A 21641-nucleotide genomic window follows, 5' to 3' on the forward strand; every position below is an offset into this window, starting at 1 on the left:
AAGGTGAAGGTGTTAGTAGCTGATGATGATTTGGATATGCTTGATGTTACAGCCTATGCATTAAGAAGGGAGGGCTTCAATGTCATAGCAGCAAGTGATGGATTGCAAGCTCTACGTAGATGGCAGATGGATCACCCTGATGTAGTGGTTCTAGATGCGAATATGCCTAAGATGAACGGTTTTGAAGTCTGCAAGCGTATCAGGGAGCAATCTAATACACCTGTGATTTTACTGACTGCGCTAAATGATGAGGACCATATAGTTCAAGGATTCCATATAGGCGCGGATGATTACGTGACTAAGCCTTTTAGTCATAGACAATTGGCTATGCGGATACGAGCTGTGGCCAAGCGCAATTCAAGTGCTTCTAGCGTTGACTTTTCAGGCAAGTTAGTATCCGGGCCGCTATCCCTTGACAGGGATACACATGAGGTCCTCCTGGATGGTAGGGAAATACACTTGACTCCTACAGAATTCAAGCTGCTCTATATACTTGTTGCAAATGCTGGTAGAGTGGTACCTTCCTCTAGACTAGTTGAGTATGCTTGGGGATACGATGAGGGAGATGAGTCTCTCCTTAAAACTCATATAAGCCATATTCGCAGAAAGCTAGGCATGCCTAATGAATCGCTGGGCAACATAGTTGTTCTACCTAGAGTAGGATATAAGTTTATGGTTCCTTCTTGAATGCAACTCGGGCAATTATAGATCTGGGTTCTGTAAGATTGGGTGCAAAATGCCACAACCCCATGAAGATCTCTGTGTACTTGCTCGGGATATCAGCTCAATGCTTGAGCGAGTGGATGGACTCCAAGCTCAAGTCAAAGATGACCTGATAAAGCTAACTAACAGGTTAGGTGTAGTTGACGGAGTTATATCTATTGCGCAGGACTCAGGCTTGTGGTCTATTCTGGAAGCAGCATTGGTAGAGCGTGCTAGTATTGTATCCAGAATCAATTACTTGCAGGAGCGCTTGGACAAGCTTAGCACCAAGTATGCGATCCTTTCCAAGGTGAGTGAGCAGCTAAAGTCTAGCTTACTGGATAATCAGGATGTCCCTTCCATAGCGTCTGGTGATGATACACCGAGTGAAGTAGTTCCAATTCAAGAAGGTATGCTTAGTGATGCCCGTAACTCTATAAAACCTCTTACTACTATAATTGTGTTCTTCCTAATAGCGTCAATCTTTTTAATAATAGTTAGGATGGGGATTATCTTTGTATCTGGAAAATAACATGCCTAGTGACAGATCACCAGCAACTACAGATAATAAACTATGTCTAGCAAAGCCTATATCATCTCCAGAAGCAGCGTTGCGGCCTCCCCATGGACCTTATCCCTTCTAGACCTTTTCTAAAAACGCCTATAGTAGATATAACCGTAACCTCGGTGATAACTCCAACACCATACCCCAGCCACACCTAGCAAGAATGTGTCACGGCTACTAAGACGGCTGATCTTGTTAAGTACTACGCTCTGCACTTACTTTTGCCCCAAAGGGCGCAACAAAGTTGGATACTAGGTAACTAGTAGATAGGACCAGTATGCTGGGGACTTACCATAATGACACAGCTCTCTAGGTGCCTTCCAGTCTCTACTAGGACATGCGCCCCATGGATTGGTGTATGCCCAGGTACTGTATACCAATTTAAAGGCTGTAAGATTTCGTCGATTGTTATTGACGCTGTACAGATTCCCTAATCACAAGCTGCATGATAATCGCAATGATGCTGGAGAACGTTACTATGAAGATAAATCCATCTGACCAGGGTTTGTTTGCTATGTAACCTAAGGCTCCTATTCCTGTTATAGGGAGGAGATCCAATGGCTCCACATGCGATTACATTGTGTAATCTCTCCATAGATTCATGCACGTTGATGAACATGGGCTCCATTGTAAGACCTTTTAGAGTTGCCCTAATTACTGTGATGCTCTTACCATCTTGGATGTTGTGAAGTGGATAGACGATCGTGGGTATGGTACCTGTGCATACCCCGGCATGTATATGTACAGGATGTACTCCTTTGACTGGCCCCATGATAATCTTATGCTTACAGTGCCGGTGCTATTGTCTACTATCGTGCCACTACCAGGTATCCTAGATCATGTTATTCAAGCACTATATCAATACGCTTGGTCTTTGCTGCGTAAACTGAGGAGCTGATAATAGATAGTGAGTGATCGTTATGATGGGTACTATAAGTGGTGGAAGCTTTATACTAGACATAACAATACCTCCGTCGTACACGACGGAGGTATCAAGCAATGAATGTACCCAGGGATCATCGGATTCCCTGGGCTAACGAGATGAGGAGTTTATAATCTTCCATATCTTCTCTGGCCAGAAAGGCATATCTATATGTCTTATACCGAAAGGCTCTAACGCATCCACTACTGCGTTTGCTACTGCTGGAGTAGAGCCTATAGTGGCTGCTTCTCCTATTCCCTTTGCTTGAAGAGGGTTATGAGGCGTAGGAGTTTCGGTCTTGTCAGTTCTAAAGCTGGGGAGTTGTGTGGCTCGCGGTACATTGTAATCCATCAAGGTTCCAGTTAGTAACTGGCCTTGAGAATCGTATAAGACTGCCTCATATAACGCTTGTGATATGCCCTGAGCCAGGCCGCCATGTACCTGACCTTCTACAAGCATAGGACTTATTCGTCTTCCACAATCATCCACCGAAACGTAGTCTCGAAGGCGTACTATCCCAGTATCTTTCTCTATTTCTACTACGGCTACGTGTGCCCCGAAGGGATACACAAGCTCTGGGGGGTTGAAGAAGTCCACGGACTCCAAACCAGGTTCCATCCCTTCGGGTAGGTCACCACTGTAAGCTTTGGATGCTATCTCTGCAAATGTTACGCTACGGCTCGGTACTCCCCTTACCTGATATTTGCCGTTCAACACTTCTATGTCTTCTGGGGCTGCTTCCAGGATGTGAGCGGCTATCTTTGTTGCCTTTTCAAGTATTTTATTGACAGCCCTTACCAGAGCTGACCCTCCTACCACTAAACCGCGGCTTCCCATGGTACCCATACCTTGGGGAGTCTCTCTTGTGTCGCCATGTCTTACTATTATCTTTTCATAGTCTACGCCAAGTGTATCTGCAACGATTTGAGCAAACGTTGTTTCCTGCCCCTGACCATGAGGAGATATGCCCGTGAAAACCGTTACGTTGCCGCTGGGATCTACCCTTACTATAGCGCTGTCGTAGGGACCGAAGCCACACATCTCAACATAACAAGAGATGCCAATTCCGATTAGGATGTTGCTGTTTTGATCTCTTAGCTTTCTCTGCTCTTCCCTTAGACTATTGTAGTCCGCCAACTCAAGAGCTTTTGTAAGAGCCTTATTGTACTCTCCACTATCATAGAGTTCCCCTGTTGCGGTCCTGTAGGGAAAAGCATTTGGTGGAATGAAATTGCGACGCCTGATCTCTGCAGGATCTAGACCTAGCTCATCTGCAATGATATCCATCATACGCTCTATATAATAAGCGGCTTCTGGTCTACCCGCGCCTCTGTATGCTGCCACAGGAGTGGTATTCGTGTACACGCAGGTAGCTTCGATCTCAACTGCCGGGATATCATAGACTCCAGTACTCATCCTGCCCGTTAGCTCTGCTATTCCTGGAGCTACCGGGTATGCTCCCACGTCTGCAAGAATATGCATTTTAATGGCCTGTACTTTACCATCCTTGTCTACTGCTGCTTCGAGTGTAGTTATCTGTGCCCTGCCGTGTGTGGTGGCCATAAGGTTCTCGCTACGTGTTTCTACCCATTTGACAGGTATGTTGAGGCGACGTGCAATAGCCGCGAGAGCTATGTCTTCTGGATATATACCTATTTTGACCCCGAATCCTCCTCCTACTTCAGGAGCTATTACTCTTACTGCATTTTCGGGTAATCGAAGTACTTTGGCTATATCACCTCTCGATAGGTGAGGGGCTTGAGTACTAGACCATACAGTTATACCGCCCACCATCGGGTCAGGAGAAGCAACCACAGCTCTACCTTCCATTGGTATGCCAGCTAGGCGCTGATTAATCATTCGCTGCTTTACTACTTTGTGGGCGTTCTTGAAGGCACCTTCCACATCTCCGTTCGAGTATCGCCACACATGCTCAACATTACTGTTGGTGTTATCGTACAGTTTTGGAGCCTCTGGACTTAGTGCAGCTTCAATATCAGCTACGGCTGGAAGCTCTTCCCAATCCACTTGTACCTTAGAAGCTGCATCTGCAGCTGCTTCCTGAGTTTCGGCAACGACCGCCGCAATTATCTCCCCTACATAGCGCACCCTATCTATGGAGATGGCATAGTGCGTGTGGCTAGTCTCCTGGGAGCTGTCGGGAGCCTCTCCTTCGCCTGAGCTCGACATGGGCATAGGGTCGTAGTCATTTATTAGATCCTCTCCGGTAAAGACTGCCACTACCCCCGGTACGCTAATAGCCTCTGCTGTATCTATATTCCTGATTTTGGCATGTGCGTAGGGGCTTCTCACGAAAGAGACATAGCACATGCCTGGTAATCTAAGGTCCCCTACATATGTAGATCTTCCTGTTATTAGCCTTGGGTCTTCCTTCCTTCTTACTCTGGCACCTATGAGGGATGAATAAGCCATACTCAGCCTCCAGAGATTGATGTCTGTGAGAGCAAACTACAAGGATACTTGAATATCCTAATAGGAGTTTAGTTCTGAGTCAACTAGATTAGAAATCCGGGGGCCTGCCTTCTCTGACTTCTAACTGATGGAATCTCTCCGAGAAGCTTCACGAGGTGTTCTAGACTAGCTAGGCTATGTGCTGATATAAAATCATCAATGAAAGGCATAGCAGCTCTTATTCCCCTTGTAAGAGGCTCATATCCGGGAGTCCCAAGTAGCGGATTCAACCATATTAGTCGGTAGCTTGATCTTTGTAGACGGGCCATTTCCCTTGAGAGAAGATCGACGTCTCCACAGTCCCATCCATCGCTGATTATTATTACAATAGCACCCTGCTGGAGCATTCTCCTTGACCAGCGGATGTTGAAAGTATGAAGAGATTCACCGATCCTAGTACCACCGGCCCAATCCTGAACTTCCTCTGATACCCTCTTCAATACCTTGTCGACATCTTTGCTCTGCATGAGTCTTGTTATGCGGGTGAGCTTCGTCCCGAACACAAAGGTTTCAATTGCTGCATTGTCCTGATGAAGTGTATACATAAAGTGTATTAACATGCTGGCGTAGGGGGCCATGGATCCGCTAATGTCGCATAGTAAAACTATCTTTCTAGGCTTGAATTTTCTATCTTTCCAGCTGGTACTTATCAGTTCCCTATACTTTATCTGGTTTCGTAAGGACTTTCTGATATCTAGCTTTCTACCTTTTATAGATGGAACCAATCTACGCGATCTTCGTAGCGGCATCTGTAATCTCATTTGCTGGATGAGCTTTCGAGCTCTTAGCAGCTCGCTTGGAGACAGCTTCGAAAAATCTTTGTGCCGTAGGATCTCGTCTGGGCTATACAATGTTGCCAAATTGTTAGGTGTTTCATCGTTGTTATCACTGTCGCGGTTTATATCTAGAGTTTGAGGCTGTACCGATAGGTTGTTGCGCATAGCGGTGGATTCACTATTTATATGAGGTAGCAATCCCTCGCCCTTGTGAGCTTGAGTTGAGAGCTCTCTACCTGCCTGATCTATCTTTTCCCCTCGCCAGTAGTTTTTCCAGGCCGCATTGAACTTATCTATATCTTCTTTCCTGTTTACTAATGTCAATAGACCTACTGTTCTTATATCTTCTTCTTGCAGCGAAGTGAGAGTCACTCCACGCACAAAATCTACTACTTGGGATAGTCCTACTTGAACGCCGCTGTTCAGTAGATACCTAGTGAAACCAAGTAGTTTCACCAGTATATGGTTTCCTATTATGGGAGATGATAAATCTGGGTTTTCTCTCAACTCATTCATTTCTGACCCAAGGTTACTTGGTTCTCTAACTCACGACGGACGTTGATGATATCTTCCTGATGTTTAAGCAAAGTGCCTATAGTTTCATTAATCGTTTCAGGATCTAACTTAGAGTGGTTAAGAGTTACTAATGCTGATGCCCAATCTATACTTTCGGCAACGCCTGGTACCTTGTACAGATCCATGGCCCTAAGTCTGTGCATGAAGCTACTTATTTGATGGGCAAGTTCTCGTTCTATCCCGGGAACTCGAACTCGAATTATCTCCTCTTCTTTATCTATGGAAGGGTAGTCAATCCAGTAGTAGAGGCATCTCCTTTTGAGGGCATCGTGTAGCTCTCTAGTACGATTAGATGTAAGTATTACTAATGGCCTGGCTTGTGCTTTGATCGTTCCGATCTCTGGTATGGTGACCTGGAAGTCTGATAATATCTCCAGCAAGAAAGCTTCGAACTCCTCGTCTGACCTGTCTACTTCATCTATTAGCAAGACTGGGAATTTACCTGCGTGTGTCGAAGAGTACTCTATAGCTTGTAATAGAGGTCTTTTTATCAGGAATTCCTCGCTAAATATCTCTCTTAGCGTACTGTGCCTATCTAAGCCTTCAGATTCTAGTATCCTGATCTCCAATATCTGCCTGGCATAATCCCATTCGTAGACCGCTTGGGATACATCAAGCCCTTCGTAGCACTGTAGTCGAATCAGATCTGTCTTGAGGATCTGAGACATTACTTTTGCTACCTCAGTTTTACCTACACCGGCCTCACCCTCCAGCAACAGGGGCTTTCCAAGGCGTAGTGCTAGAAAAAGGGATGTTGCTAAGCCTCTATCAGCTATGTAGTTATTCCTTCTGAGCGCTTCTTGTAGACTATCGATAGATACAATTTCCATAAGTCTAGTTTTCCATCAGGTATTTCGATTTTTGTGCTTGCAGCATTTTAGTATAGCTCATGTGCTCAAAATCTCTCTGAACGATTTGCCCCTGTAACTTATTGCAATATTTATAGTATTAATGTATCTTTCATGCATATACATCCGAGGCGATTGATATGAGGTACCTGACCAATATAAAGCGATCATTGACAACAGGGATTATTCTGGTAGCCTTATTGTTGTTTAACAAACCTAATATAGGACTCGATGTGGTGCATGCTCAGGAAGAACTTGTTGTGCCTACTCCTGGAATGGTAATTACACAAGACGTGACTTTCCGCCCTGGTGAGTATTATTTCCCTAATGGTGAGGGAATAGTTATAGCGGCTGATAACATTACAGTTGATGGGAATGGGGCACTCCTTGTCGGCCCTGGTAGAGCTGGAGATCCGGAGAGTTTTCTTGGAACTGCTGTGACATCTACAGGTCATTCAAACGTAGTTCTTAAGAACCTCACTGCTAAGGGATTTCAGCTTGGATTGAAAGTGACTAACGGCCAAAATTGGACTATCACTGACAATAACTTTTCTGACAACTACACAGACCCAGACTTTGGATGGGGAGATGGACCTAACTTTGGTGCAGTGATGTTGGTTAGTGTGCATAGAAGCACTATAACAAACAACAGGGGAGAGCGTATCTGGAATGGGCTTCACCTTCGGTATAGTAACGAAAATACAATAAGGAATAACTACTTCTCGCACTGCTCGAACGTCTGCCTCAAGATGTGGGCTTCCTCCCTCAACCTAATCGAGAACAACGTGATGAATTATGGCATACGCATAGCGCCGGGGGAGGTTCATGCGCGGGATTCTGCTAGTGTTTTGATTGAAACTGGGTCGAACGATAATCGCTTCTTGTACAACGATTTTACACATGGCGGTGATGGAGTATTTATTCGCCCTCTCAACGGCTACCTTAGTACGGGCAACTACTTTGAGGGTAATGATGCCTCCTATGCTCATAACAACGCCTGGGAGTGCTGGTCCGCGGGCAACATCTTCGTGCGCAACAAGGGCAATTACTCCAGCTATGGCTTCTGGCTAGGTGGCTCCGACCACACCGTGCTTATTGGTAACGAGGCCGCATACAACGGCACTGTCAATGCCTACGCTCCCGAACCTTTCGGTAACGCTGGTATCGCGGTGGTACACGGCAGCAGCAGTCACTTCATCATGAGCGGTAACTACGTCCATGACAACAAGAGCGTCGGTGTGGCCCTCGGCTACAAGCCGGGGTACGAGGCCTATCATTGGATCATCCAGCAGAACCGCATTGAGAACAACACCACTTATGGCGTCTACATGTACGACACCCGCTGGGTAGACCTTGCCGGCAACGAGATAACTGGCAATGGCCAGGGCGCCATCTACAGGGGCTCCAATGTGTCAGACATCTTCCAGCGGGAGGCCACAATGGACGACAAAGCTCCAGTGGCCCGGGCCTCTATCTCTGCCCGCACTGTGTACATCGGCGAGCCCGTTACCTTCGATGCCTCCGCTAGTAGCGACCCCGAGGGCAGACAGCTCTCATTCCGTTGGGATCTGGGCGACGGTGACATAGCGGAGACTGCGTCGGTGATTCACACCTACGTCGATCCTGGCTTCTACAGAGTTAGCCTGACGGTGAACAATGGGCGACTTGCGGACCTGGCGTGGTTCGACGTGTACGCTACTCCTAGGGGCACCGAGGTGGGTACTGAAGGGGTGGCCGCCTCGGCATGGCAGACGGAGATCCCGGCCAAGGCTATCGAGTGGGCGGTTGATGCTAACCCACCCTACGGGGCTGGTAATCCGGCTCTCCGCTCTGGAGCAGCCCCCAACCTCGATCGTGGCATCGTGCGCGAGGTGACAGTGCCTGCCGGCTCTCCCACCCTCTCGTTCGATACCTACTATCAGATAGAGCAGGGCTACGACTTTGGATTCGTGCAGGTCTCAACGGACGGCGGGCGCACGTTCCGCAGCCTGGCCAACGAGCACACTACCACCCAGACTGCAAGCGATGCCATCCAGCTCGTCAAGGATAACGTCCCTGGCTTCAGTGGTGACTCGGGTGGGTGGCGCACGGAGACCTTCGACCTCTCGCAGTATGCTGGTCGGACGGTGCTGCTTGCTTTCCGCTACGTGACCGACCCTGGAGTGGATCTACCCGGATGGTGGGTGGACAACGTGAAGGTGGGTACTCAGCTCATATCTGATGGCTCCACACTCGAGGGCTGGTCACCGCTTGTGACTGAAGAGGAAGCCCCTTATGCCCGTGTTGTTGTTGACTCCGATCACAGGGTGGTGGGCAACGAGTCGATCCGCATCGAGAGCAATGCGGCGACAGGGGTCTGGAGATATCCTGCTCCAAGTGGCTCCTGGGACCTCTCCGACAGGGACTACGTTGCCTTCTGGATCAGCTTTGCGCATGAGGTGGTTGGGGGCTTTAACGACCCACAGCCGGTGATCAGGCTCGTGACCGATAATTCTAGCTACTTCGAGTACACCCCAAGAGTAAACTACCTCAACCCCTCTTCAGTACCATACTCAGAGGCCCGAGATGGCTGGCAATGGCTGCAGGTGCCACTGGGTGGCAGCGCCGACTGGGCAAGAAGCTCCACTGGCCAGCCAGATCTCTCGCGCGTGCGCTCGATCGAGATCGTGACTCGTGGGAGTGCTGGCCGGTACAAGCTGTGGTTCGATGGTCTCATATTTGGCAACAACCCACCGGAGCCACAGATAGCACCCAACATAGCCCTCAATCCTGAGGCAAGGCGATATCCCAGGCCAAACGCATCTTATACCTTCAATGGTGACTGGAACCTTCCTGAGTACGACAACCTGTGGGCACCGCTGGATGGCTCCATCGACAACGGTAAGATATGGAGTGACTGGAACTCTGGCCATAGGTACGACTGGTATGAGGTGCAGTTCGAGTATCCACGCGAGATGAACAGGGTGATTGTGGACTTCGTCTCCTTTGGCTCCCGACTCCAGCCACCGCGCTCCTTCCAGGTACTCTACTGGCAGGATGGCGCCTGGCACGAAGTCGAGAATCAGGTCAGGTCGAGCCAGCGCCCGGTGGAGGGAGCTAATACCGTGACCTTCGATGCTGTGTTCACCGGCAAGGTGCGGGTGAGGATCGAGAACGTATCGTCTCACAAGGGCACGGGCACGTACGTTGGCATCAGCGAGCTGGAGATTCTCAATACCCGCAACCTCTCTGGCAACTCCAAGGGGCCATCCGCGGGACTGGGTACTCCTGAGCCCATAGTCTCGTCGAATACGGACGCAGCCTGGCTACCACTCGACGGCTCCATCAATCCCGTGAGTGCCTGGAGACCTGCAATTGACGACGACACTCCCAGGTACGGTATGGACTTCCACAGGCTGAAGCTCTTCAACAGAGTGACGTTCTACCTTGGCGGGGACAACCTGCCAAGTGAGGTAGGCATCCAGTACTGGACGGGTAGTTCTTGGGCAGACGTCACGCATCCCTGGTGGCTGGGCAATCGGATCGTTGTGGGTAGGAATGTGGTGTCGTTCGATACTGTGAAGGCCCGCAAGGTGAGGCTCGTCTTCCCAGATGGTTCGCGTCCACAACTACTTGAGCTTGAGGTTGTCAATGCCAACCTCTTCTTCGGACGCGACGTTATACCATCTGCCTCCTACACATCACCCTACGACACCCTATGGGGTCCTTTGGATGGTTCCTACGCGGCATCCCCAAGATGGACGTCGTGGAACTCGCACAACGCACAGGACTGGTACGCGGTCGATCTAGGCACCAAGATGGTGTTCTCGCGTGTGAACTTGTTCTTCTACAACGACAACGGTGGGGTCAAGCCGCCTCGTGACTACAAGGTACAGTATTGGGATGGCGACAGGTGGGTGGATGTAGAGGAGATATCGCGCTACCCGGTGCAACCGTCAGAGGGCTTCAACACGGTCATCTTCAAGCCAGTGCATAGCCAAAAGGTGCGGGTGCTTGGCACGAACCAGAACCCTGTTAACTTTGGCGTGTACATAGGGCTTACGGAGATAGAGCTATTTAGGTGGGAATAATACGGGATAGGATAGCCATAAGGTATATGGGATTTACTTACAAAGCAATTTGACATAAAACAATAACTTCAGGACTCTAATGAAACAGCATTTAATTGTCATTTTTCTAGCTCTGCTTTTGATGTTAGTAAGCGTATTTCTACCTCCTAATATGAGGATACTCTTTATGGCTGCGTCTTTATTGCTGATAATCTTTTCTGCCGTTGGCCAAATCACAAGGAATTAGTGGACACTTAGTAAATGATAGTTATCAAATTTAATAATGATTATGAATATTCATAGTCTAAATTTTGTAGTTTTATCATATAAGTTGTAAAATACTATCAGGAACAGCATTTATCCATAGGCATTTAATAAAGGAGGTAGGAAGATGCAAATAGGTACGTTCCTATTGATGCTAGCTCTTAGCTATGCTCTGGGTGTGCTATGGTATGACTTGTTGCCGGGCAAGCTTGCTATGAAGCCTTGGAGGGTTGCTGCCTACCCGTTTCTAGGTATGTGGGTGGCTGAAGTATTCTATCCTCATGGTCCGGCGTTTGGTGATCTGCACATAATTCCGATAGCCGTGGGTTCTCTGATAGCTGTGATAGTTGATTGGATCATAACTACTGCCCGACACCCTGCTACTGTTCCCGAATACGAGGGTGGTTTGGGAGCAAGGCCTGCGTAATTGTGTTTATATAGCCCTCGACCTACTGGGTAGGTCGAGGGCTTTTTACATGACTAGAATCAAGCCAACAGATACTGTTACTATCATCGAGTTGAAAGCTAGCAAGTTTACACCACTATTTGACATATCCCATTAGATCGGTTGCGAAGATCTATTTAACTAAGGTAGTACCATAATATCCCTAGGCGATTCCTATAAGTTATATCGAGTATGAAGCTGAGGACATGGTTTAGTCACTTATACGAAAATCACGAGTCCTGCTAGATTGATAAATACTTGTTGGTACTTTCCTAGATAAGTGAAGGCATAATCTTTTTACTTCGCAGAAGGCACGTTCTGCGAAGTAAAACTCGTTTGGTGGATTGCTAATTAGCTGGGATGATTCTGACAGCTCCGTCTTGAAATCTTATCAAGACAGTACTATCTTCTGATCTTATTTCTTCTGCCATAGGCTCTTGTGTATATTCCAATGCCTTCAACACAGGAATGCTGCCGAAAACGCCTGATATACGAGGGAGCCAAATACCCTCTATACCCCTAAGGAATCTAAATGATCTCTCTGCTGTCCAGTCAGTACTCACAACTAAATGCTCTGACTTTGGGAGAGGATTATAAGTCGCTAGCTCTTTATTTTGCTCCATTGGTATTAGGGTATCAATATTTGCTAGGGCTGCTTCTAGCAGATCAGCTCCAATTCTGGCACACACGTCTTCAAGCTCTAAGTACCTTGTACCTACTGGTATAGTTACCTTTTGCTGTAAGATTACAGGGCCTTCGTCCAGTTCCTCTGTTACCTTGTGCACCGTGACACCAGTTTCTCTATCCCCATAGTATAAGGACCAAAAGATGGGGTCTGGCCCCCTATTAGCAGGCAGCAGAGATGGATGTAGATTAATAAACCCCTTGCTTGGTATCGAAATAATATTCCTTTCTACTCTGTATGGGAAGCAAAGCAGGACACCTATATCTGGTTTAGAGACTACAAGCTCCTGCTCTAATTGGTAAAGCTGCTTTTTTTCATTAATAACTATTACTCTATCCTTATCTAGAATTCTTTGTAAGTTTGCCGAATTTATGTCAACAAGAGGTAATTTTTCGTCTCTTCTATAAGATTGTGTAGTGTGTATAGCTATCAGTACTGGATTAAATAGATTATTTGATAGTACCCTGTACAGGGGGTAAGTAGAGAACCTACATATGGAACATAGTATTGCGATGTTTATTTTGTCCTTTGATTCCACCTAAGCATTCCTATAACTTAGCTTAGCAGATATACTTGTATGACGGTGTTTGGAGGTTTTCTATAATATGCCTAGAACGGTCTTTTGTGTAAAACTTGGCAAAGAGCTTCCGGGTCTAGATGAGCCCCCATTTCCTGGCGAGCTTGGTCAGCGTATCTATGAAAACGTATCTGCTCAAGCCTACCAACTTTGGGAGGAGCAGGCAAAGCTTATAATTAATCATTATGGTCTAAATATGGCCGATCCTGAGGCTAGGGCATTCCTTAGGGAACAGATGGAAGAGTTCTTCTTCGGAGAGAACGCTCAGATGCCGGAAGGCTGGATACCGGTAGGCTCATCTTCCCCTAAGGGAGGGGCTAAGGGAGGAGCAGCTCCAAGGAAGTGAGAGCCCCTGGAGATATAGTCCTCTTAGCTGTATATGAGCTTGGGCACCAGCCCCTATCCCTGGCATCTCCTGCTGCCTTCCTAAAGAGGGCTGGGTTTTCCCCTATAGCCGTTGACTTAAGTATTGAGCACTTGGATCTTTCTAGAGTATCTAACGCCAAGCTCGTCGCGATATCTACTCCTATGCATACTGCCATGAGGCTTGCCGTTCCAGTAGCCAGGGAGATAAGGGGTATTAATCCCAATACTCATATATGTTTCTATGGTCTTTATGCTTACCTTAACGCCAACTATCTCTTATCTAGCGTGGCGGATTCTGTCCTAGCTGGTGAATATGAGCAAGCTCTTGTGGATCTAGCTTTGAGTCTTGAGGCACAAGATTCGTCTTCTCAGCATGATGGATCAGGGATTTTCACCTCTGATTTACTAAACCCTATATTAACCAAGCTGAGTTTTGTGGTGCCTCACAGGGAAAGTCTTCCCAATATAGAAATGTACGCTGCTCTTAGGCATAAAGGCCAACTTAGAAAGGCTGGGTATGTTGAGGCTACTCGTGGCTGCCTTCATACATGTACTCACTGCCCTATTCCTCCGGTGTACGGGGGAAGGTTCTTCGTCGTTCCTAAAGACGTAGTAATAGAGGATATAAGGCAGCAGGTTAATGCGGGGGCTACACACATTACCTTCGGCGATCCTGATTTTCTCAATGGTCCAGGGCATGTCCTAAAGATTTTGAGAGCTGTACATGAAGAGTTTCCATTTCTCACATTTGATGCGACTATCAAGATCGAGCACATAATCGAGAAGAGAGATTTATTTACGGAATTGCGTGAGCTAGGATGTATTTTTGTGGTCTCAGCTGTGGAATCTCTCAACGAGGATGTACTTAGAAATCTAGAGAAAGGTCATACTCGACAGGATGTTGAAGAAGCATTGTCCATTCTTAGGCAGAATGATATAGAGATGAACCCTTCCCTATTACCATTCACTCCTTGGGAGACATTGGACAGCTTCCTTGAACTGCTCCACTTTGTGGAAGACCAAGATCTTATTCCTAATGTTTCTCCTGTACACTACTCCATAAGGCTATTGGTTCCGCCTGGGTCTCTTATAATTCCCAAGCTGGAACAGATGGGAGTATTGGGCGCCCTGGATGAGGAATCGTTTACTTACATCTGGTCCCACCCTGATACTAGGATGGACGAACTCTACCATGAGATATCGGTGCTAGTTCAGGAGATGGTATCCCAGAATAAGACTAATTATGAGATCTTTGATCGGGTGAAAGCTGTAGCCTACGCCAAGGCGAGGTTGCCAATGCCCGATGCTCCTGTTAGGAATTCCTATAGGGAAGCACCAGGCCTTACAGAACCTTGGTATTGCTGTGCTGAGCCTTTAAACGATAACTTGTGTTGTTAGTGCACTTTTGAAGTCAGTCCCTCTTCGCTCTTGAGATGGAAGTGCCGGTTAATAATGGGAATCTCGGGAGTGATCTCTATCTTCAAGAGCGAATGCGCTTTCCTCAAGGAGTACTCTACCATCTCTGGTGTTGGGCCCTTAGCGAATATAAAACCTAGGTAGGTTGCCCCTTCGGGGAGTGGTGTCACATGGGATTTGAGGGGTATATTTATGTCTATGTTCTCAATACCCTCAATCGATAGTGCTTCTTCTACCCCGCTTACTTTGTTTAGTATGCCGCTACGCGGAATAGGGATCATCATTACGCCTGTAGCTGTATTGTTATCTTTGATTGCAGACCAATTTATACTACCCGTGTTACCCAGGCTGTGCCTTATTATAAGTTCCTCAAGCGACATTCCTAGCTTGTATTCCAATATCGTAGAGCACTTACCCCCAATGGCCCTGGCTGCTATCTCTATTAGATGAATGCTGTCACTGTTTACACGTAATTCTGCGTGTATAGGGCCATATCTTAAACCTATTGCCTTGCTAGCTAGCTGGATAAGATTTACTACTCTCTCTTGTATATTTGGTGACAGCCTAGATGGAGTCACGTATATAGTCTCTTCAAAGAAGGGCCCCTCCATTGGATCTGGCTTATCAAATATAGCTATAAGTGTTAGTTCTCCGTTTGTTAGCAATCCATCAACTGCTATTTCAAATCCGGGTACATATTCTTCCACCAGTATCTGTGTGGAGGGGTCCGACCCATCTTCTAGGAGCATGTTCCTTATCCTGGAGAAAGCCTCTATGAACTCCGTGGGATTGTTAGCTTTTATAACCCCACGGCTAGCCGCGAGGCTTACAGGTTTTATTACGCACGGATAGAATGAGCTTATGGCCAGGGTGTGTTCATCCGCATCTAGTCTCGATGAATAGAAGCGTATATTTGATAGTCCTGCTTTGGTCAGTGTCTCTCTCAACTTGGACTTGTCTCTTGAAATACCAACGCTCTGGGGAGTATTTCCAGGGAGCCCCATTTTTTGGCCTATAAATGATGCCAATACAACGGAGCTGTCATCTATACCTATTACTGCGGATGTTCTTGCCTCTGCAAATGCTTTTACTACCGAGTCTGCGGCCTCTTCAACTTTCTCGAAGTCTACTGATACTACGTCATCCGACATTTGTCTATTGAGAACAGGAGGCATACGATCAATAACGTGTAGTACCTTTACATCAAGTGATTTGGCAGCTTTCAAATATGGTAGAACTCGGTATGATCCTGATGGATATACAAGTATTATGGAAATCTTTTTCTCGTCCATTGCTTTTTCTTGCTTACATCAACTTTACTATGCCGGTTATCTGGAGGATTGCAGTAATAATCGCCAGTACCAGTATAATTAGCAGAGATGCTGTTAGCCCTGCATCCTCTCTCTGATCGTAGTATTCTTCTGTCGGTATTTGGATCTTATGTGTTTTCGACGGATGAGTCTGTTTCATCTACTCCTAGCTCTTCTGCTATTAGCTGTCTCCTGTATATTGATGCGTATAGGCCATCTAACTCCAATAGCTCTGAATGTTTTCCTTGCTCAACTATCTCCCCGTCTGACAGCACGATTATCTGATCAGCGTTCTGTATAGCTGATATTCTGTGAGCAACAATTATGCTTGTCCTTTGTTGCATGACTGTCCTTAGCCTCTTCAGTATTTCGCTCTCCGTGTTCGTATCGACGCTGGATAGTGCATCATCTAGTATCAGGATCTTAGGATCCCTTGCTATAGCACGCGCTATTGTTGTTCTTTGTTTCTGACCGCCGGAAAGGGTCACTCCTCTTTCTCCTACTATTGTCTCGTATCCCTTAGGGAACTGTTCTACATCCCTACTTAGCTGGCTGACCTCAGCTGCCCAACGGACTAGTGACTCATCCTTATTGTTTGTTCCGAAGGTTATGTTCTCTTTCAATGTATCCGAGAACAGAAAAGTATCCTGAGTAACGAACCCTATGTTCTTCCTAAGAACCTTGAGAGGTATTTGTCTTATGTTAATTCCATCTATCAGGATTTGCCCCTCCGTGGGGTCCCATAACCTTGGTATTAGGCTTACTAGCATACTTTTTCCTGATCCTGTAGGTCCGATGATGCCTAATGTACTGCCTGCAGGGACTTTGAGATTTATGTTTTTCAAGATCTTGTGAGACCCAATAGTTAACGAAATGTTTCGAAATTCGATTTCTCCTTCTATACTAGATATCTCGCTTAGGCCGGGGTCCTCATCTCTTATGGAAGGTAGCTTGGAGATTATCTGCTCTATTCTATTCATTGATGCCGCACCCTGCTGTATCAGGTTAACCACCCATCCTATAGAGATCATGGGCCAGCGCAGTGAGCCGATATAAAGCAAGAATTGAGTGAGCTCACCTATTGATATACGTCCTTGAATTACTTGTCTGCCGCCTATAAAGAGGAGTATTACTGTGGCTATGCCTGCGACTACGTACATGGATGGCCATAGAAGAGACTGGATCTTGATGAATGAGACACTGGCATCTAGATATTGTTTGTTTATTCGTTCAAAGTCCTTGATTTCATTATCCTCCTGGGCATATGTGTTAATCACCCTTACGCCGGAGGCGTTCTCCTGAACCTTAGTAGACATATCCCCAAAGCTGGACTGAACGAATTCAAACCTTCTCTCTATAACTCTACTAGAAACTATGAAGATAATACTCATCAAAGGCAGTATGAAGATGGAGTAAAGGGTCAACACTACGCTTATACTAAGCATGACTGATACTACACTCACGAATGCCGCCAAAGTATTAAATAAGTTCGTTATACCTGGTGATACCGATCTTTGGACAGCATTCAAATCGTTAGTGGCCCTTGCCATAAGGTCACCAGTGTGCCAGGACTGGAAGAATTGTCTATCTTGGAACTGTAGATGTCTAAATAGCTTGTTTCTTAGCTCGTACTCTATCTCTCTAGCAACCCTGCCACCGAAGTATCTCGTGCTGAATCTAAAGTAGCCTTCAACTGCCGCTGCCAACAGCAGTAGCAAGGCATACACCCCAATCATCCTAAGTGATCTACTGCTCTGAACGTAATCTATAGACAGCCTTATGATGTATGGCCCAAACAATGATGCTACGTTGGCAGCAATAGTTGATATGATACTTATAATGAATAATCGCTTGTATGGATATATTAACCTTGCTAGCTTAGATATATAATTCACTTTATTTTCCTGAATATAACTAGGTTACTAGATCCTTGAATCTAGCTATGTCTTGCTTGATAACCTCTAAGCTTGATCTCCAGAAGCTCTTATCTCTTATATTTATGCCGAACTTTAATGCTAGGTCTGCGGCGCCGAACATACCAGTTGATGACAAAAGCTCATCGTACTTAGCTTTGAACTCTTCTGGAGATTCCTCATAGGCTGCATACAGACCTAGCCCGAACAGTAAACCAAACATATACGGGAAGTTATAGAAATCCGATCCGTAGTAATGAGGTTTAGCTGCCCACATGTAAGGATGAAGCTTATCACTATCTAGTGCTTCCCCATATGTAGCTTTTTGAGCCTCAGTCATGATGGACTTTAGGTCCTCTATCGATAGCTCCGTATCTTTCCTCCTATCTATTACTTCTTTCTCGAAGAGAAACCTAGATGTTATATCTACAACTATCTGACAGCTATTTTGTAGTGATCCCTCAAGAATGAGTATCTGTTCTTCCTTATCAGCACTCTCCAGGGCAGCTTTTTGTATTATTGTCTCACAAAATGTACTAGCGGTTTCTGCTAACGTCATTGGTGTCGACTTTTGTAAGTAAGTTCTGCGGCTTTTGTTGAGGTTATGGTATGCATGTCCAAGCTCATGAGCCAGGGTACTTACGCTATCAAAGGATGATTCGTAGTTTGCAAGAATTCTCGACTCTTCTCCCTGTATGGAGATACAATATGCTCCTCCTACCTTGCCTACTCTTGGTTCTAGATCTATCCACTTGTTATCGAAAGCTCTCTGAGCGAATTTCCCTAGCTTCTGCGAGAATTTGTGGAATTGCTCAACTATAAATTCTTTTGCGTCTTGTGGTGTCCAGCTACGGTTTGATCTTCCTACTGGCGCAAATATGTCGTACCAAGCTAACTTTTCGACTCCTATAATACTTGCTTTTGTCTGTAAGTATTCTCTGAAGCTTGGGAACGATTCTTGAGCAGCTTCCATCATGGCATTGAGCGTTTCAAAGTCTATTCTATTTCTGAATAATGCCTGCTCTAGCGGAGAGCTCCATCCTCTTCTTTGTGATATTGTTAGGCTCTCTCCTTTGATACTATTTAGGGCAGATGCTATAGGTAGTGCCCACTTCTCCCAAGCAGAAATCTCAGCTTTATAAGCTTTTTCTCTTACTTTTCTATCGCTGTGTAGCGCCAGATTTCTAACTGCGCTTATAGGTAACTCTTTTTCTCCCTCTGGGAGAGGCACGACAGCGGTAATCTGAGATGTGAGATTGCTATATAGCTTTTCCCATGCAGTGGATCCAGTTAGAGCAAGATCCGAGTATAAATCTTCCTGTTCTGGATGCATCAGGTGCTTAGCACGAATCTGAGTTTCCCTTAGGTAGAATTCGTGGTTTTTTGCTATCTCTGAACGCTGGATAACTTCTTCCAGACTAAGTTTGCCTATCCAGGCAGTAATTTTTGAGTTGATTTGTTGTATTTGAGCGCCATACTTATCTAGCTCACTTAGCTTCCTTTGCGCCTCTATGTTGCGTGAATCTGCTGTTACCATGCAATAGACATATGAATAGAGCTTATGATAATCCTCACCTAGTGTGTTAGAGGTCGCGATTATCTTATCTAGGACCTGTACTTTTTCCTCTTGGGAATCTATCTTCTCTATCTCTTCTAGTGTTTGTCTTAGGCTGTCTATGTGTGTTTTGACTGCTTTTAATGTGTCTTCGTATTGTGTCGAGTTTAGAGAAGGGAATATGCTTTCTAGGTCCCATCGCATTTCCATTGTTTGTTTTTCTTGCATAATGCTTTTCTCCCTTTATCCTTTCCTCTGCTAGGATAAATCTTTTTCTTTGTTTGTGGCAATTTTTATCTAATGGGATATGTAAATGAAGGTTGAGGCGATCGATCGTGTTGAAGTTTCTGGTAGTAGGTTTATAATTCGGTAAACACGGACAATTAGGAACTATACTATGATACCTGTTATATCTTACATTCATCGGAGGGTTATTGCTTTCTTTGCTTACTTCCTGTGGGTGCTGCTGGTACTATACCCAGATCCAATGATGTTGATGAGATCTATCCCCAACGCTATGAATCCTGATATAGACACGCAAGCTGTGGCATCCATTGCTAAAGATCTTCCTGATGACCCTGCTTTTATAGAACAAAAGGTAAATACAGAATATGTGAAATATGCCGTTCCTTGGGAACTGTATGGAGTTCCTTGGTACTTCCCTACTACTGAAGAGGTAGTGAGGCTTGGGAAAGGCGACTGTCAAGGGCGAATGCTGGTGTTAGCTAGCATACTAAAGGCCAAGGGTATACCTTACAGCATAGAGGGCTCACTTGATCATATATGGGTGCAATATCCCAAGAAGTTGCCTAATCCTTTAGAAAACGACTCGATAGTAATAGCCAGGAGAAATCTAGGCACTCTAAAGGTAGAAATGCCTAAGCGCTGGGACTGGAAAGAGAGTTACAGGATAGAAAAAGAGTACTTCTGGGATCCTATGCCAGCAAGTAGAAAGCTTATACTGTTCGGCGGAATATTATTTATAGCAGCAAGACGCTTATGGCTAATAGCCATCGAGAGACTATTAGAAAAGGCGAAAACAACAAAAGCCCGTGGTTGGGAAGTACGGTACTAAGATTACCACAACCCTTTTCGCCTAAAGGCGAATATCAGAGCTAAAACAGTAATTAGCATTAGAACTATTATCGCCAAGAATGAATAGGGGTTATCTCTAAACTCGGGTTGAAAAGGTAATGGTATGTTCATGCCCCATATGCCGGATATGAGGGTAAGAGGAAGTAGTAGGACGCTTATCACAGTAAGTATACGAAGTGTCTCGTTCGTCCTGTAGCTGTATAGAGTATTGAAGGTGTCATCGAATGCCTCCACTAGCTCCCTGAACTCCCCAAGCATGTCCCATACTCTTTGCAAATGATCGAGGATATCCCCCCAATAAGGCTGCAGGTTCTCGTCCAGAAAGGAAGCTCTCCCGTTCTCTAACTGAGATATCACTAGCATGTTAGGACGAATGATCCTCCTAAGGCTAATGATGTCATGTCTATAGTCAGCAAGGTCCCTCACTGCCCTTCTGGGATCACCTCGAAAAATCCTGTTATCGAGCAGGTCCAGCTTCTGATCTATCCTAGTCATCATAGGAAACAAGTAGTCAGTAAGCCTGTCTACTATGTAGTACAGGAGCATCTCAGGTCCTTGAGACATATAGCGCTCCCTGCTTTCTTCATCCTCCTCGGCTCTAGCCCACATCAACAAAAGCGGCTTCAACTGACCGTCGTGCACTGAAACCACATAGTCTTTACCTACAAAGAAATCAACCTCACTTGGCACGGCCACCCTCTCCGAAGGATCGTATACAGGAAAATGCAGCACTAAGAAGAGGTAGGTTGTGTAGTCATCCAGCTTTGGCCTTTGGATTTTACTCGTTACGTCATCCAATGCCAGAGGATGAAAACCAAACTCTTGCTCAAGGTAAGTGATGTCTTCCAAGGTAGGTCTATGGATATCTATCCACCGCAAACCTTTATATCTGATCTCCTTCCTTCTCTCACGTACCTCAACGCCTATAGGCGGAGACATAGATGCACCACGCTTGGCTATACTTCTAAGCGGACCAGCAAAGCTTCTTATTCTGTCGGTTCTGCGGATGTTAGACACCCAAAGTCCTCTAATAGCTAAGTAAAAATTTCTGTAGCCAGGTAAAGAGTACTACCTGTAAAAACAACAGGCAAGACGAGGAATACAC

General features: G+C 45.9%; 15 protein-coding genes. 7 read left to right on the forward strand and 8 right to left on the reverse strand.

Annotated features, from left to right (window positions below; genetic code table 11):
* The first annotated feature begins 3 nt into the window (after window positions 1-3).
* Both N2245_RS07065 and N2245_RS07070 read left to right on the forward strand, forming a co-directional pair.
* Window positions 4-687 carry a response regulator transcription factor gene (locus N2245_RS07065; RefSeq protein ID WP_494536030.1) on the forward strand — a complete coding sequence of 228 codons (684 nt, stop codon included), beginning with the start codon at window positions 4-6 and terminating at the stop codon, window positions 685-687.
* A gap of 100 nt (window positions 688-787) precedes the next feature.
* Complete coding sequence (locus N2245_RS07070) at window positions 788-1234, forward strand: hypothetical protein (RefSeq protein WP_494536031.1); 447 nt, start codon at window positions 788-790, stop codon at window positions 1232-1234.
* 1066 nt (window positions 1235-2300) lie between these two features.
* Here the strand turns inward: N2245_RS07070 and N2245_RS07075 are convergent.
* The 3 genes from N2245_RS07075 to N2245_RS07085 form a co-directional block, all read right to left on the reverse strand.
* Window positions 2301-4622, reverse strand: coding sequence for a xanthine dehydrogenase family protein molybdopterin-binding subunit (locus N2245_RS07075; protein ID WP_494536032.1), 2322 nt, complete (start codon window positions 4620-4622; stop codon window positions 2301-2303).
* 83 nt (window positions 4623-4705) lie between these two features.
* Entirely contained in the window at window positions 4706-5953 is a 1248-nt protein-coding gene (locus N2245_RS07080; RefSeq protein ID WP_494536033.1) for a vWA domain-containing protein, read from the reverse strand.
* Window positions 5950-6843, reverse strand: a complete 894-nt coding sequence (locus N2245_RS07085) for an AAA family ATPase (RefSeq protein ID WP_494536034.1) — start codon at window positions 6841-6843, stop codon at window positions 5950-5952. The genes N2245_RS07080 and N2245_RS07085 overlap by 4 nt, the downstream gene beginning before the upstream one ends.
* A gap of 158 nt (window positions 6844-7001) precedes the next feature.
* On the opposite strand from N2245_RS07085, the gene N2245_RS07090 reads away from it, so the two are divergent.
* Both N2245_RS07090 and N2245_RS07095 read left to right on the forward strand, forming a co-directional pair.
* Window positions 7002-10931 carry a discoidin domain-containing protein gene (locus N2245_RS07090; RefSeq protein WP_494536035.1) on the forward strand — a complete coding sequence of 1310 codons (3930 nt, stop codon included), beginning with the start codon at window positions 7002-7004 and terminating at the stop codon, window positions 10929-10931.
* A 370-nt stretch (window positions 10932-11301) separates the two neighbouring features.
* Window positions 11302-11601 carry a hypothetical protein gene (locus tag N2245_RS07095; RefSeq protein WP_494536036.1) on the forward strand — a complete coding sequence of 100 codons (300 nt, stop codon included), beginning with the start codon at window positions 11302-11304 and terminating at the stop codon, window positions 11599-11601.
* A gap of 365 nt (window positions 11602-11966) precedes the next feature.
* On the opposite strand, the gene N2245_RS07100 is transcribed toward N2245_RS07095, so the two are convergent.
* On the reverse strand, window positions 11967-12842 hold the full coding sequence (locus N2245_RS07100) for a formyltransferase family protein (RefSeq protein ID WP_494536037.1): 876 nt from the start codon (window positions 12840-12842) through the stop codon (window positions 11967-11969).
* Window positions 12843-12909: 67 nt separating this feature from the next.
* Here N2245_RS07100 and N2245_RS07105 point away from each other — a divergent pair, with 67 nt between their 5' ends.
* A complete protein-coding gene (locus N2245_RS07105; RefSeq protein ID WP_494536038.1) occupies window positions 12910-13227 on the forward strand; it encodes an oxidative damage protection protein in 318 nt (105 codons plus the stop codon).
* The gene (locus N2245_RS07110) at window positions 13224-14645 is read left to right on the forward strand and encodes a CUAEP/CCAEP-tail radical SAM (seleno)protein (RefSeq protein ID WP_494536039.1); all 1422 of its coding nucleotides are present in this window, start codon (window positions 13224-13226) and stop codon (window positions 14643-14645) included. The genes N2245_RS07105 and N2245_RS07110 overlap by 4 nt, the downstream gene beginning before the upstream one ends.
* On the opposite strand, the gene N2245_RS07115 is transcribed toward N2245_RS07110, so the two are convergent.
* The 3 genes from N2245_RS07115 to N2245_RS07125 all read right to left on the reverse strand — a co-directional run bounded on the left by N2245_RS07115 (window position 14642) and on the right by N2245_RS07125 (window position 19669).
* Window positions 14642-15955: an ATP-grasp domain-containing protein gene (locus tag N2245_RS07115; protein ID WP_494536040.1), complete on the reverse strand. Its 1314-nt coding sequence runs from the start codon at window positions 15953-15955 to the stop codon at window positions 14642-14644. The two genes, N2245_RS07110 and N2245_RS07115, sit on opposite strands and share 4 nt — an antisense overlap.
* 146 nt (window positions 15956-16101) lie before the next feature.
* On the reverse strand, window positions 16102-17868 hold the full coding sequence (locus tag N2245_RS07120; RefSeq protein WP_494536041.1) for an ABC transporter ATP-binding protein: 1767 nt from the start codon (window positions 17866-17868) through the stop codon (window positions 16102-16104).
* A 19-nt stretch (window positions 17869-17887) separates the two neighbouring features.
* Window positions 17888-19669 (reverse strand): M3 family oligoendopeptidase, encoded by a 1782-nt coding sequence (locus tag N2245_RS07125; protein WP_494536042.1) that lies wholly within the window; start codon window positions 19667-19669, stop codon window positions 17888-17890.
* Window positions 19670-19838: 169 nt separating this feature from the next.
* On the opposite strand from N2245_RS07125, the gene N2245_RS07130 reads away from it, so the two are divergent.
* Window positions 19839-20516, forward strand: coding sequence for a transglutaminase domain-containing protein (locus N2245_RS07130; protein ID WP_494536043.1), 678 nt, complete (start codon window positions 19839-19841; stop codon window positions 20514-20516).
* A gap of 2 nt (window positions 20517-20518) precedes the next feature.
* Here N2245_RS07130 and N2245_RS07135 read toward each other — a convergent pair whose 3' ends face one another.
* Window positions 20519-21553, reverse strand: coding sequence for a magnesium transporter CorA family protein (locus N2245_RS07135; RefSeq protein ID WP_494536044.1), 1035 nt, complete (start codon window positions 21551-21553; stop codon window positions 20519-20521).
* Window positions 21554-21641: the final 88 nt, after the last annotated feature.

Source organism: Thermobaculum sp. T2p (assembly GCF_059335935.1).